Raw genomic sequence first — 13,727 nt, 5'->3', positions numbered from 1 at the left:
TTATTGTCATTGTTTTTCGAGATTCTTTCTGTTACTTTCATCACATACTCTCTTCTATATCCGAGGCAATTGCGTGACTTTTGACTGTTTCACCATAAGCTGAAGACAGCCTCTCCTGTATGTGCATCGATAAAATGCGGATACACCGGCCTATAGACGAGCCGGTAGCTGTGTTCTTCATTATCGTGATATTCTCTTTCCCAGCCAAGCTCAACTTTAAAATGCTGCCAAAAGATAGACTTGGCTTGTTCAACTGAAATGGCCGGCACAGGATTAATGGTTGCCAGCTCATTTGGGTCAATATCCGGTCCCATATAAACGGTGATATACCCTGTCTGGCGGCTGACACAAATTTTGATCTGCCCAAATCGGATCGGAACTCCGTGACAATGCGCTTCAAATGTAAAAACAGCGACTGCGTTTTCCTCTTCATCCTTTTCGTCGTATCTGATCCTAAAATATTGATCGGCATTCGGAAATAAAGCAAACAGAAAGCGAAGCGCGATTTTTTCGCACTCTGCCAAAGTTACTGTCAGCGGCCCTTTTTCCTCCATAAATGACATGACGCCTTCGAGTTTTCCGGTTTCTTTATTATAGATGGTTTTCAGCACTTGATGAGTCCGTCCCTTAAACCAGCTGTCCATGCTTTTATCCGCCGGCTGATACACAGGGTCATCCGGATTCCGCCAAACGATTCCGATTCTCCCATCTCCCAAATCCGCTTCCCGCTCTTTGACAAACCCATTTTCAATACCAATCATGCTGTCAGGATCGGCCTTTTCCTGGATGCCCTCGAATAAAGGGAGAGGAAAGCTCTCAGGCTCCCTGTAATTATCGTCATCATCAACTCCTCCTTGTTCTTCTTGAACCAAATCCGCAGGTACGGTAATCGCCCTACATTCAGGCTCATACACCAAATGCGGCTGATCATCTCCATTTTTGTAAACAGAACGATGGAGAACCTGAAACAAAAGGTCGAACTCCACGTCCTTCTTGATAAAGGCAAGTGCCTCTTCAACATCCGCGACCCTCTTTGGCTTGATGATGCTGCCTGCTTCGCCGTAATAGCGGAAGTAAACGATCTCACCTGATAAGGAAACATCAGCCATAAATCCGCTCATGGGGAGAGGAAGCCCAGCCTCCATTTGAACATATGAAAATCTCACTTTATTGCCGTATGCACGGTCACTTTCTTCACGAACAAAGGCAGAGAGTGCCCCCGGATGATGAGTCTCGACAAATTGGCGCATGATATCCTCTAGTTTCTCCTCAGACAGCCTTTCTCCGCTTTCAGGTTCAATATCACGGGAAAGGGATTCCAGCTCTCCGTCCGGTCCAAGTTCCACGATAATGCCGATATTCTCATCCTGAGGATCTGCCCAACAAAAATGAGCTCTTTTGTCATCACCGCCATAATCTTCAATTTCCAGTTTTAAGTGTGTCGGCACCCGGCCGATTTCCAGTGCTTTTTGTTTCAGTCCCTCTTTCTTCACAAAGGCAGCCCCTTTCATCCTTCTTAAGTTCCCTCCAACTAATCAAAAAGTAATAGTCTAAAATACACAGTTTTCTGAGTTTACCAGTTTTACCAGAACATTTTTCACCAAAAATAGGATGATGAACCTATTCAATATAAAAGCTAATAATCTTAAAATTAATTCCGTTGTAACTTTTTATAGGTCCATTCATGACAAAGGAGGGCGGAGTTTCCAGAAAATCCGGTGAAAACCGTGAGAAAAGAACTGATTTTTTTGGTTATATGATGCTAATCCATTCAAAAAGATCCATTTCTCAAAGACAAAAGACTCCCCTTTCCTAAACCATTTGAGGAGGAAAAATGAATGTTTCAGAAAAAAACGTACGCTGTTTTCCTAATTCTTCTGCTGATGATGTTTACAGCTGCTTGTTCCGGCAGCAAAACAAGCGCGGAGAAGAAAGAATCAGAAACAGAAAAAAGCTCAGATATAGCTCAAGTCAAAATCAAGGATGTCTCTTACACGCTTCCGTCTAAATATGATAAGTCCACTTCAGATGACCAGCTTGTGTTAAAAGTCAATGTCGCGGTGAAAAACACAGGAAAAGACCCGCTGAATGTAGACAGTATGGATTTCACATTGTATCAAGGTGATACCAAAATGTCTGACACAGACCCTGAAGACTATAGCGAAAAGCTTCAAGGCAGCACGATTAACGCTGACAAATCCGTTGAAGGAAATCTTTTCTTCGTTGTAGATAAAGGCAAGCAATACGAGCTTAACTATACGCCGGAATCTTACGGTGATAAAAAGCCAAAATCAGTTACTTTTAAAATTGACGGAAAAGACAAAAAAATCCTGGCGACGGCAGATAAGCTCCAAGATTCTGCAAAAGCGTTATCAGCTTATGTTGATGTCCTTCTTTTCGGCAAAGATAACGCCGATTTCGAAAAAATCACCGGCGCTAACAAAAATGAAATTGTAAATGATTTTAATGAATCAGCCAAAGACGGTTATCTCTCAGCTTCCGGCCTTTCCAGCACATATGCGGACAGCAAAGCGCTTGATAATATCGTGAACGGCATTAAAGAGGGATTAAGCAAAAACTCTTCCATTCAGGCAAAAACGACTTCAATCTCTAAAGACGAAGCAATTGTTGAAGCCACAGTTAAACCTGTAGATGCATCTTCTCTTTCAGACCGTATCGAAGACAAAGTGAAAGACTACTACAGTAAAAACTCTAGTGCCAGCTATGAAGAGGCAGTGAAATACGCGCTTCAAGTCTATCCTGAGGAATTCAAAAAGCTTGGACCTGCTTCATCTGAAAAAACAGTTGAAGTGAAAATGAAGAAAAATGACATCGACCAATGGCAGCTTGATATGGATGATTACAGAGCAGCAGAATTAGTCGAAGCATTCATCAAAGAATAAAACACCAAAAGGAAATAGCCGTGACGGCTATTTCCTTTTTATTTAAAAATGTCGCTGATGAAATTCACTTCGTCTTCGGTCAGTTCAATGTTCAAGGTTTTCAGGTTATCCTGTAATTGCTCAGGTCGTTTAGCTCCTGGAATAATGGCATCAATCGCCGGTCTCGTTAACAGCCACGCCAAGGCGACATGTGCCGTATCCGCTTGTTTTTCCTCCGCTACTGCTTTCAGCTTATCTACTTTTTTGAGATTGTGGATAAACGTTTCACCCTGAAATTGAGGTTTATCCTTTCTGAAATCATCAAAGACGGTGTCTCGCGTGAATTTTCCTGTCAGCAGTCCGGACGCAAGCGGAAAGTAAGGAATAAAGGAGATGCCTTGTTTTTCACAGTACGGAAGAAGCTCTTTCTCGGCATCACGCTGTATGAGAGAATATTCGGCCTGGAAGACCTCCAAATAGCCGTCAGCATTAAATTCCTGCAATTGCTGATAATCGAGGTTCGAAGCGCCGATTGCTTTGATTTTCCCCTCATCCTTCAGCTCTTTCAAAGTGCCCGCCACTTCAGCGAGAGGTGTTTTTCCATCCGGAAAGTGAACATAATACAAATCAATGTAATCTGTTTTCAGCCGCTTCAGGCTCTTCTCGACCTCGCTGCGAAGAAACTCCCGGCTATTGTCTAATTCAATGCTGCCGTCCACTTCTTTATGAGCTCCTTTGGTGGCGATGATGAGCTCATTCCGCACGCCGCGTTCCTGTAAGACTTCGCCGATTAATTCTTCAGATCGCCCCAATCCATATATAAAGGCGGTATCGATAAAATTGACGCCGCCATCCAATGCCGTGCGCACTAAATCCTTCCCTGTTTCATCATTTAGATTTGGAAATAGATTATGCCCGCCGACCGCATTCGCGCCGAATCCGATCCGCTTCACCTTCAGCTTCGTTTTGCCGAGTGTACGTGTTTGATCCATTGTTCCTTCTCCTTTGAAACCAATTTTGATGAAAAATAGTGCAGGGTCACTTTTTGTATTAGATATCCTTTTTCTATTTTCCTTCTTTTTTCAGGATATACAAAAAGGAGAAAGTGTATTTCTCCTTTCGCAAGTTTATTTTGGAAGAACCCATTTGTCTTTCAGGAAGCAGGCTCTGGCTAGTAAAAAGAAGATGGCGATGAGCACGGCGATGGTTCCTGACGTAGACAAAATGGCAGCCGGGTCAACCATCCCGAATAAAAGCTGTTTAAATAACGCATGCAGGTTCAGAAACGGGATGAGAAAGTATGATAAGTCAAATTGGTTCGGTGCCTTGCTGAAGATGAAAAACATCGGGAACACAGGCAGAAAGACGACGAGAGACATATAACTTTGCGCTTCTTTTACCGAGCTGGACATGATGCTGATGAAAAGCTCCATCGCAGAGATCAGCAATGCAGAGAGCACAATGATTAAGGCTGAAGCGCCGATTACACTCCACATATGATCTCCCAGCTGGAAGGCCGTTTTTAAATTTTCGGTAAATAACACGGTGGACAAAATCAAAAACACCAAAGCCAATACACCTGAAGCCACGCCAAAAGTGGAAACCGCAAGCCACTTGCCGACCAGCATTTTGTTTCTGCTGACTGGCGTTAATAGCAGCGCCTCGATTGACTTCCGGTCCTTTTCACCGGCCATGATATCAAGAGCGATCGGCATTGCGCCGGAAACAATGGAAGTCAGAATCAGCATGGGCAGAATGGCGGAAAGCATAATAGCGGAAGTCCCTTTCTCCTCATCCGCTTCCTTTTGCTGAATCGTAAACGGCTGGATCACCGATTGATCAATATGCTTATTTGTTAAACGTTGCTGCACAATTTCATTTTTGTACTGATCTAAGGCAGACTGCACAAACTGCATGGCATTTGACGACCCTTGATCGATTGAATTGCCGTAAACATCAACCTTAAAAGGTGTCATGCTGTTGACATAAGAGTCGAACTCTTTCGGGACGTTCAGATAGGCATCTGCTTTTCCTTCATCAACTGCCTCTTCAGGCTTTGCAAATGTTTTTACGCTGATTTCGTCAATCTCATTAAGCTTGCTTTCCAGTGCGGGCGGAAGCGAATGGCCGACAGCCAGCGTGTACTGCTCCCCTTTGTCGGACAGCATGCTTTCATAAAAGAAGACAAGTCCAAGCATCATAATCATCGGCACTAAGATTGTGAGTAAAATCGTTTTTCTGTCGCGCAAAGCGTCGATCATTTCTTTTTTATAAATATGGCTCAGCATTTAAGAAATCCCCCTGACAAGCTTAGACATAAAGATGTAATTCAAATCCTCACTGCGCTCGCTCTCGTATAGAGATTCAAGCGCTCCTCGGTAAATCACCTCTCCGCTGTGAATCATGATGACACTGTCACAGAGCGCCTGCACTTCCTCCATAATGTGGCTGGAGAAAAGAATCGTTTTTTGTTCTCTTTTCAGCTGCTGAATAAATTCGCGGAAGATGTTGCTTGACGTAATATCAAGCCCAGTTGTCGGCTCATCAAATAAAATGATGTCCGGATCGTGAATCAGCGCTCTGGCAATGGCGACTTTCTGCCTCATGCCTTTCGAAAACCCGCCCACTCTCCGGTTCATATAATCGCGCATGCCGAACCGTTTCGATAAATCTTCTATTCTTGCTTTGATCTCGTGGCGGTTCAGCCCATACAGCCTGCCGAAGTATTGGAGATTTTCTTTAGCGGTCATCCTGTCGTAAAGCCCGGTTTCTCCTCCGAATAAGACACCGATTCTTTTTTTGACCTCAGCCGGCTGCTTGACCGTGTCAAAGCCGTCTACTGTGATTACACCCTGTGATGGTTCAAGCAAGGAAGCAATCATTCTCAGCATCGTGGTTTTGCCGGCACCGTTTTCTCCGAGAATGCCGACGACTTCTCCTTTTTCAATTGTTAAACTTACATCTCGCACCGCTTTGACTACTTTTTTCTTATCCTGAAACCTGCGGCTGCAATCGGTCAGTGTAATCATGTCACAATCTCCCTTATCTTTATTTCTAGTAATGACTATATACGAAAAGCTGGATTAGTTGGATAAAGTTGTCGCGAAGAGTTCTTTTTATGTCGCGAAATGGGATAGAATAAAGATGATTCTATGTAACTAGGGGAATGATAATGGTAAAAGTCGGACTTGTAGATGATTATCGAGTAGATTTAGAGAAGCTGGAAGCGATCGTGTCCAGAATGCAGGACGTCGAAATTGTCTTTTCCACCGATTCAGCGAAGGAAGCCTACAGGCGGGTAAAGAACGGAGACATTGATCTGCTGCTTGCCGATATCGAGATGCCCCATATGTCTGGCTACGAGCTTGCTGATTTGATCAAATCCCATTCACTTGATGTGGATGTGATTTTTGTTACCGGCCACGGCGGTTATGCGGTTCACGCCTTTGACCTGAACGTCCATGATTATATTATGAAGCCGTACTATGCCGACCGTCTGGCCGCTTCCTTCGACCGGTACTTGAAAAAGAAAACGGAAACGAGTTTGAATGGGCGTATATTGATAAAGCAAAAGTCTGAAATGCATGTCCTGCAAAAGAAGGATATTATTTTCGCAGAACGGACGGGACGTTCGACGACGATTGTGACAACCGCCGAAGAGGTGCAAACGTATCAAACATTAAATGATATTAAAGGCGACCTGCCCGAAAAAGATTTTCTTCGTTCGCATCGTTCCTTTATTATCAACATTCATTACATAAAGCATTTTTCCGCTTATACCAAGCATTCATTTACAGTTTCCTTTGAGGGAACGTCTAAAAAAGCGATGATCACCAAGCAGCAGCTTGATTATTTTCAAAACTACTATTTTTGAGGAGTTTAGTACGTGATTACCCTTTTTCAATGTCTTTATCTGATTTTATTTAGTTTCATATGTTATCAGGGAGCTGCTGCTCTTTCACACAGCACAGCCGTCTCTTGGCTCACCGCTGTTTTAGGCGCAGCTGCTGCAGGATTGTACATTTGGAAAACGAAGCGGGTGTGGAAACACTGTTCCTCAGGTCTTTGTGCATGGATTGCCGTGATTCAAGTGATGTCGGCGGGAGTGGTGCTGATCGGCACAAACATCATGCCGGCATTATGTGTAATCGCGATATTTGCAGGGTGTGAAGGGCTCCGTATCGGACAGTCTGCTTTGCAGGCAAGGCTTTCTGATCAAATTGATAAGCTGACTCAGGCTGAACAGCACGCCAATCAAATGCTGATTGATGTCAGAAGCCGGAATCATGACACAATGAAACATATCACTGCAATCAAATCAGCTCAGCCCAAGGCAGATACACAAGCATATATTCAAAACTGGGCGGATCAATACAGTCAATATGACCGTTTTTTGAAAGGAGAGAACGCGTACGTTGCAGGGGTGCTTTATGATTTTTTAGAAAAAGCCCGCGCCTCGAATGTGAGTGTTTCGCTGCATATGCATACACCGCTTTCTTCCCTTCCGTTTTCGCCTGCTGATCAGGTCAGCTTGGTCGGCAACATATTAGAAAATGCGCTCGACAGCGCGGCGGAGGCCCGAGAAAAAGCAGAGATTAAACTGGAGACTTCACTGCGCAGCGGACTTTATGTACTGACTTGTGAAAACAGCACTCCCGGGATGGACCCAAAAGTGCTCGATACAATCTATCAATCGTTTGGCCGCTCAACGAAAAACGGCGCTCATGAAGGCATGGGCACATATATCATTCAAAAACTGGTGAAGAGCGCTTTTGGCAGACTGGATTTTACCTACCGCCACCCCGTCTTCCGGTTAGAAATCAAAATTCCGTTTCAGAAATAAAAAAACCTTGAAAAGCCTGGCTTTTCAAGGTTTTTTTCATTATGAGGATAACGCTTGTGCAAAACGATCCGCTTCATCCTGCAGCGTGCTTTCAATTTCTTTGTAACGGCTGGAAATCGTTGATGCGCTGACGCCGTATTTTTTCGCCAGTTTAGCTTGAGAAACGGACGCGCCGTTAAGAGAAATCGCGTTTACATAATATTCAACTGCCGCCGCAAAAGCTTCGGGCTTTCTGATGACAGGTGATTTTTTCTCGCAGAATGTTTTCCAGATGTCAATAACAGCTGGGATCAATTCAGTCGGATACTCTTCACCGCTCATGCCTTCTTCAATAGCCACAGCGGTTTCTTTCTCCAAGTCGTTTGCCCACTCAACAGTGCTTACTTCCGCTTTCTCTGCTTGTGGCTCTTCATCTTTCTCAGCTAACAACGCGAACAGAACGTTGTTGAATTCCTGCTTCATGAAGTCCTCCGGCGTTTTGCCGTCCTTCACAGCGGCATCCGCATATTTCTTCACCTTGCTGATCAGCGCTTCTGTTCTCTTCACCGGGAAGATCGTGAACTGCATGAAGAATTCTGCTTTTTCCGCTTCGTGGATTGGGTATCCAAGAATCAGGCTTCCCACTGGAGGAAGGTCTTGATTGCTGGCGTCCATTTCCACTTCGAATTGTTTTGCCGTAATGACATCTTCAAAGTGAATGATGCCTTCCTTCAGGTCCTTCAGCAGCAATAAAGCAGGCGTCATGCTCTGCCATGATTCTACGATCTCACGCGTTTTCGGACGAGTGATCGAATCGCCTTTTTTCTGAAGGTACTCTTCGAAGATTGTCTTCTCACCAGCAAGCGGGTGGAAGAAGATTCCCCAGATTCCTAAGTTAAATACGCTGATGTCTTTCGTCTGTCTGTCCATAGCAGAAAGAAAATCATGCTGGTTGATAAAGCCTGAAATGCTTTCTCTATGTACTGTGAAGGCATACTCCACTAAGTCTTCCTGAATTTGTTTCGCTTCTTTTGCCGCTAGTTCCGCCGGGAAGTCGACAACTTTACTTCCGCAGCATTTTTTATATTTCTTGCCGCTGCCGCATGGGCAAGGGGCATTTCGTTTCACTTTTCCCACAATAAACCCTCCGAATTCTGTTGTAACTTTTCTATTTTAACAAAAATAACTTCTGAGGGCTTGGTTTCGGGCTAAAAAAGAATTTGGTAATGTGATAAGCTGGCTGATTATGCCAATTTACCTATGACATTTTCACCAACTTTTGTGATTTAAGGCTTATCACCTATTCCCACTTTAGGCCCTTCTTTTTTACAATCATTAGGTGTTTATCTAAAATTTTAAGGAGTGTTTAAGTTGGAACTAGCTGGTTTTATGCTGCGCGCCTGCGCTCTTGTACTTGACGTGATCATTGCCGCAGCAGTGATTTTGGCAGCCGGATTTACGTTTGGCGATGGGTCCGCTGGTGTCATTATTGTCGCCATATTGATGCTGATTGTGTATCCTTTGCTGATGCCGCTGACAAATTGGAAGGGCACACTGGGCAAAAAAATCATCGGGCTGCAAATCGTAAGAGACGAAACACACGAGAAAATTTCTTTCCTACAGGCGATTGTCCGTTACATCATAGCGTGGGTGCATGTGTTCTCCCGCCTGATCTATTTGACTGCCGCATTTACGAAGAAAAAACAAACCGTTCATGATATGGCGGCGAAAACCATTGTGCTGAAAGCAGAATAACCTTGAAGAATAGAACTCTTCAAGGTTATTTGATCTCATTAGTTTGTATTCTGGCCCCCGCCGTTCAGTCCTTCTTTAATCAGGCTGTTGACTTGGCTGCTGTACAGAAGGCCGATGTGTCCAACGCCATGGATTTGAACGTTTCTAGCACCGTCTAATCTTGATAAATAATTCATGACAATCATATCGGCACTGCTGTAAATGGATGTGTATAAAATCTTTTGATTTGGATCTGTTCCCGGAAGCGCCTTGCCTGTCGTCAAACGATTGGCGCCGCCAAGCGTCACGACGTTTTCAACTTTATTTCCGCCGTCCAGATTTTTTATGTAGTAAAGTGTGTTCGCGCCCCCCATGCTGTGAGCGACAATATCCACTTTTTTCGCACCCGTTTCATCTAAAACCTTTTGCACAAATCGTGATAATACCGGGCCATTGTTATAATTTGTCCCTGTCTTGTCCCAAAAATCAACTGCATACAGCTTGTCCCGCGACCAGCCCTGAGATACGAGATAGCTCTTAATTCCCGCAAAATTGAATGATGCCCCTCCAATACCGTGAACCATAACGACTGGATTGTGTTCAGCGGCTTTTGCTGACGGCTGCAACGCAAACAGCGATGTAACAGACAGCATCAAAATTGTTACAAGTGCAATGAACTTACTTTTTACAAATTTCATAATATCCTCCTTTTTTTGTAACAAATTCTCCAATTATATTACGTTACCAAATTAATTAAGTAAAGGGTAATTTTGGCTTATTTTTAAAGAAATTTTAAGATTCAGAGGTCATTATTGGTCCTAAAAAGCCAAAAAAAGAAGGCTTATTCGCCTTCTTTTCTTCAATACTCATTGAAATAAGCTTGGATTTTTTGAGGATCATTTGTTTTGGTAAGCGCAAGCATCAGCAACATCCGTGCTTTTTGGGGGTTTAAAGAGTTCGATGCCAGCAGGTCCTTTTCCGCATAGTCTTGGTTTGGTGTGACGACACCATTTCCCGTGCGGGTAGAGCGCACCACTGTGACGCCTTTTTTGACTGCGCTGTCCGCCCCTTTTTCGGCTGCATCAGATAAAGACCCGTTCCCAGAACCGGCAAATACAATCCCCTTTGCTCCGGCTTTTACAGCAGCGTCAAACAGGTAGCTTCCGTCATTTTGGTATCCATAGATAATGTCAACCTGCGGCAGTTCATCAAGATTAGAAACCGAGAAATCCGTGTCCTTCGTATGCTTACGGGTAATCTCATTATTAAAATAGATATCATCTGCAATTGTTCCGACGAAGCCCATTTCTTCTGATTTAAATGTATCTGTTGTGGTTGTGTTTGTTTTGGTGACATATCGGGCTGAGGCAATCCGGTCGTTTAGAACAACAAGCGTCCCTTTCCCTTTTGCCACAGGTGCACCTGCCACTTTCACTGCATTGTACAGGTTAGAAGGCCCATCAGCGCTGATGGCTGTGGAAGGTCTCATCGAACCGACAATAACAACCGGTTTATCACTTTTCACGGTAAGATTCAAAAAATAAGCGGTTTCCTCCAATGTATCTGTTCCATGAGTCACGACGATTCCGTCTACATCATCTGTAGCGAGCAAGTGGTTGATGCGTTTCGCCAGCTTCAGCAATATTTTATTATCAATATTTGTGCTGCCGACGTTAACAATCTGCTCGCCGCTGACGTTTGCAATGTCCTTCATTTCTGGAACTGCCTCGATCAGTGATTCAACGCCGACAACACCTGCTTTATATTCAGTTGTTGAGGTTTTCGATTGATCGGCACCAGCTATCGTGCCTCCTGTCGCTAAAATTCTAATATTCGGCAGATCCTTTTTTTCAGAGGCAGAAGCCGAAGAGACTTTTTGTGTCTGCGTTTTTTCTTTCGGGGATTCTTTTGTTTCAGGAGAATGTGAACATCCGGTAAAAACAAACAATAGTGCGGTAAAAAGTACGAGCATTCGTTGTTTTTTCATCTATTTCTCTCCTTGCATCCATATGATGATTAATCTTTGAATATTTTATCTATTCAGTCAAAAGATCAGTCAGCTTTTCTCTCAGTATTTTTTGTTGTCATATCCTTCTTTTTTTGTCTTTTCATACAATGATTTTTTCTTGACAATTGATGATTGAATCAAGATAATAGACCAGTCACTATATTTTTGATTGCAATTCAGTAAGGTGGGAATGTTATGAGTTATGGAGATTCCCGTGAGAAAATCCTTTCGGCAGCTACCCGGCTTTTTCAGCTGCAAGGGTATTACGGCACGGGGCTGAACCAGATTATAAAGGAAAGCGGCGCGCCTAAAGGCTCTCTTTACTACCACTTTCCCGGGGGTAAAGAACAGCTTGCGATGGAAGCCGTGAATGAGATGAAGGAGTATATCCGTCAGAAAATCGCGGACTGCATGGAAGCCTACACCGATCCAGCGGAAGGCATTCAAGCCTTTTTGAAGGAGCTCTCCTGCCAGTTTTCATGTACGGAAGACATTGAAGGCTTGCCTGTGGGCTTGCTAGCGGCTGAGACGTCATTGAAAAGCGAACCGTTGCGCGAAGCCTGTCATGAAGCCTACAAAGAATGGGCCTCTGTGTATGAGGAAAAACTGCGGCAGACTGGCTGCAGCGAGAGCCGTGCAAAAGAAGCCAGCACTGTGGTTAATGCGATGATTGAAGGCGGCATCCTTTTATCTTTGACGGCAAAAAACAGTACGCCGCTCCTTCATATCTCCAGCTGCATTCCTGACCTGCTGAAGAGATAAAAAAACGACATACTACATGCAGTTGATAGAGAGGGGAAATAATTTTGGAAACAACAGCTAAAGCATCTCAGCAATACAAAGTGATGCCGATTATGATTTCCTTGCTGTTGGCCGGTTTTATCGGCATGTTCAGTGAAACAGCGCTGAATATTGCGTTAACCGACCTTATGAAGGAATTGAACATTACAGCGGCAACCGTCCAATGGTTAACGACGGGCTACCTGCTCGTACTCGGTATCCTTGTTCCTGTTTCAGGACTGCTGTTGCAGTGGTTCACAACAAGACAGCTTTTTACCGTGTCACTTATCTTTTCAATTTTAGGTACATTCATTGCGGCGCTTGCGCCGAGCTTCTCGTTTTTATTAGCGGCAAGGATCGTTCAGGCACTTGGAACCGGTCTTTTACTGCCCCTAATGTTTAACACAATCTTGGTGATTTTCCCGCCTCATAAACGGGGCGCCGCAATGGGAACGATCGGTCTTGTCATTATGTTCGCGCCCGCCATCGGCCCAACTTTCTCAGGATTGGTTCTGGAGCATCTCAACTGGCACTGGATTTTCTGGATCTCTCTTCCATTCCTTGTGCTGGCGCTTGTTTTCGGTATCGCATATATGCAGAATGTATCTGAAACGACAAAGCCGAAAATCGATGTATTGTCTATCATCCTGTCGACGATTGGCTTCGGCGGCATTGTGTTCGGATTCAGCAACGCGGGTGAAGGCTCCGGGGGATGGTCCAGCCCGACTGTTATCGTGTCGCTGATTGTCGGCGTTGTCGGCCTTATCCTATTTTCAATCCGCCAGCTGACAATGAAGCAGCCGATGATGAACCTCCGTGCGTTCAAATACCCGATGTTTATTTTGGGTGTGATCATGGTGTTCATTTGTATGATGGTCATTCTGTCATCTATGCTGCTTCTGCCGATGTATCTGCAAGGCGGCTTAGTCCTGACTGCATTTGCAGCTGGTCTTGTTCTCTTGCCGGGCGGTATTTTAAATGGATTTATGTCCCCTGTTACAGGCCGCTTGTTCGATAAATACGGGCCGAAATGGCTTGTCATTCCGGGATTTGTGATTGTCACCGTTGTACTATGGTTCTTCTCAAATGTCACGACCACTTCAACGGCTGTGCTGATTATCATCCTGCACACCTGCTTGATGATCGGGATTTCTATGATCATGATGCCTGCACAGACAAACGGTTTAAACCAACTGCCGCGCGAATTTTATCCAGACGGCACCGCCATTATGAACACGCTGCAGCAAATGGCCGGCGCTATCGGAACAGCGGTTGCGGTCAGCATTATGGCTGCAGGCCAGCATGATTATATGAGTACAGTTAAAAACCCTGCCGATCCGGCAGTCATCCCGCAAGCTTTGACAGCGGGTGTACAGCACGCATTTGTGTTTGCAATGATTGTTGCCATTATCGGTTTAATTGGCGCTTTCTTTATGAAGCGCGTGAAGGTAGATCATTAATATGAAAAACCCCTGACCTAGTGTTCAGGGGTTTTTCTATG

General features: G+C 44.4%; 14 protein-coding genes. 7 read left to right on the top strand and 7 right to left on the bottom strand.

The features are described 5' to 3' along the window. Nucleotides 1-89 precede the first annotated feature (89 nt). A complete protein-coding gene (locus AC0OMA_RS01665) occupies nt 90-1,511 on the bottom strand; it encodes a YcdB/YcdC domain-containing protein (protein WP_474221840.1) in 1,422 nt (473 codons plus the stop codon). Between the two features lie 173 nt (nt 1,512-1,684). Between AC0OMA_RS01665 and AC0OMA_RS01660 the strand changes: the two genes are divergently transcribed. Together AC0OMA_RS01660 and AC0OMA_RS01655 are read left to right on the top strand one after the other, a co-directional pair. Further along, nucleotides 1,685-1,816: a hypothetical protein gene (locus AC0OMA_RS01660; RefSeq protein ID WP_003246334.1), complete on the top strand. Its 132-nt coding sequence runs from the start codon at nt 1,685-1,687 to the stop codon at nt 1,814-1,816. 22 nt (nt 1,817-1,838) lie between these two features. Further along, the gene (locus AC0OMA_RS01655) at nt 1,839-2,903 is read left to right on the top strand and encodes a DUF4352 domain-containing protein (protein ID WP_003234750.1); all 1,065 of its coding nucleotides are present in this window, start codon (nt 1,839-1,841) and stop codon (nt 2,901-2,903) included. Between the two features lie 38 nt (nt 2,904-2,941). Here the strand turns inward: AC0OMA_RS01655 and AC0OMA_RS01650 are convergent, their stop codons facing one another. The 3 genes from AC0OMA_RS01650 to natA all read right to left on the bottom strand — a co-directional run bounded on the left by AC0OMA_RS01650 (nt 2,942) and on the right by natA (nt 5,911). Continuing rightward, nucleotides 2,942-3,874 (bottom strand): aldo/keto reductase, encoded by a 933-nt coding sequence (locus AC0OMA_RS01650; protein ID WP_047182034.1) that lies wholly within the window; start codon nt 3,872-3,874, stop codon nt 2,942-2,944. A gap of 135 nt (nt 3,875-4,009) precedes the next feature. Next, nucleotides 4,010-5,170, bottom strand: a complete 1,161-nt coding sequence (gene natB / locus AC0OMA_RS01645) for a sodium ABC transporter permease NatB (RefSeq protein WP_251218042.1) — start codon at nt 5,168-5,170, stop codon at nt 4,010-4,012. Next, nucleotides 5,171-5,911 carry a sodium ABC transporter ATP-binding protein NatA gene (natA, locus tag AC0OMA_RS01640; protein WP_015252894.1) on the bottom strand — a complete coding sequence of 247 codons (741 nt, stop codon included), beginning with the start codon at nt 5,909-5,911 and terminating at the stop codon, nt 5,171-5,173. Nucleotides 5,912-6,054: 143 nt separating this feature from the next. Between natA and natR the strand changes: the two genes are divergently transcribed. Both natR and natK read left to right on the top strand, forming a co-directional pair. Further along, a complete protein-coding gene (natR, locus tag AC0OMA_RS01635) occupies nt 6,055-6,756 on the top strand; it encodes a two-component system response regulator NatR (RefSeq protein WP_003234759.1) in 702 nt (233 codons plus the stop codon). Between the two features lie 12 nt (nt 6,757-6,768). Further along, a complete protein-coding gene (gene natK, locus AC0OMA_RS01630) occupies nt 6,769-7,725 on the top strand; it encodes a two-component system sensor histidine kinase NatK (protein WP_047182032.1) in 957 nt (318 codons plus the stop codon). A 39-nt stretch (nt 7,726-7,764) separates the two neighbouring features. Here the strand turns inward: natK and AC0OMA_RS01625 are convergent, their stop codons facing one another. Next, nucleotides 7,765-8,841: a helix-turn-helix domain-containing protein gene (locus AC0OMA_RS01625; RefSeq protein ID WP_474221839.1), complete on the bottom strand. Its 1,077-nt coding sequence runs from the start codon at nt 8,839-8,841 to the stop codon at nt 7,765-7,767. Nucleotides 8,842-9,075: 234 nt separating this feature from the next. On the opposite strand from AC0OMA_RS01625, the gene AC0OMA_RS01620 reads away from it, so the two are divergent. Further along, a complete protein-coding gene (locus AC0OMA_RS01620) occupies nt 9,076-9,459 on the top strand; it encodes an RDD family protein (protein ID WP_015482755.1) in 384 nt (127 codons plus the stop codon). A 38-nt stretch (nt 9,460-9,497) separates the two neighbouring features. On the opposite strand, the gene lipA is transcribed toward AC0OMA_RS01620, so the two are convergent. Continuing rightward, nucleotides 9,498-10,136 (bottom strand): lipase LipA, encoded by a 639-nt coding sequence (gene lipA / locus AC0OMA_RS01615; RefSeq protein WP_474221838.1) that lies wholly within the window; start codon nt 10,134-10,136, stop codon nt 9,498-9,500. A gap of 161 nt (nt 10,137-10,297) precedes the next feature. After that, entirely contained in the window at nt 10,298-11,425 is a 1,128-nt protein-coding gene (gene ansZ / locus AC0OMA_RS01610) for an asparaginase AnsZ (protein ID WP_251218044.1), read from the bottom strand. Nucleotides 11,426-11,641: 216 nt separating this feature from the next. On the opposite strand from ansZ, the gene lmrA reads away from it, so the two are divergent. Further along, the gene (gene lmrA, locus AC0OMA_RS01605) at nt 11,642-12,208 is read left to right on the top strand and encodes a transcriptional regulator LmrA (RefSeq protein ID WP_063336002.1); all 567 of its coding nucleotides are present in this window, start codon (nt 11,642-11,644) and stop codon (nt 12,206-12,208) included. 38 nt (nt 12,209-12,246) lie between these two features. Further along, nucleotides 12,247-13,686: a lincomycin efflux MFS transporter Lmr(B) gene (gene lmr(B), locus AC0OMA_RS01600; protein ID WP_063336001.1), complete on the top strand. Its 1,440-nt coding sequence runs from the start codon at nt 12,247-12,249 to the stop codon at nt 13,684-13,686. The last annotated feature ends 41 nt before the right edge of the window (nt 13,687-13,727 follow it).

Source organism: Bacillus sp. AMCV2, from assembly GCF_056033925.1.
The sequence above is the reverse complement of the archived record's forward strand: the minus strand, read 5'-3'. Positions and strand labels throughout refer to the sequence as shown.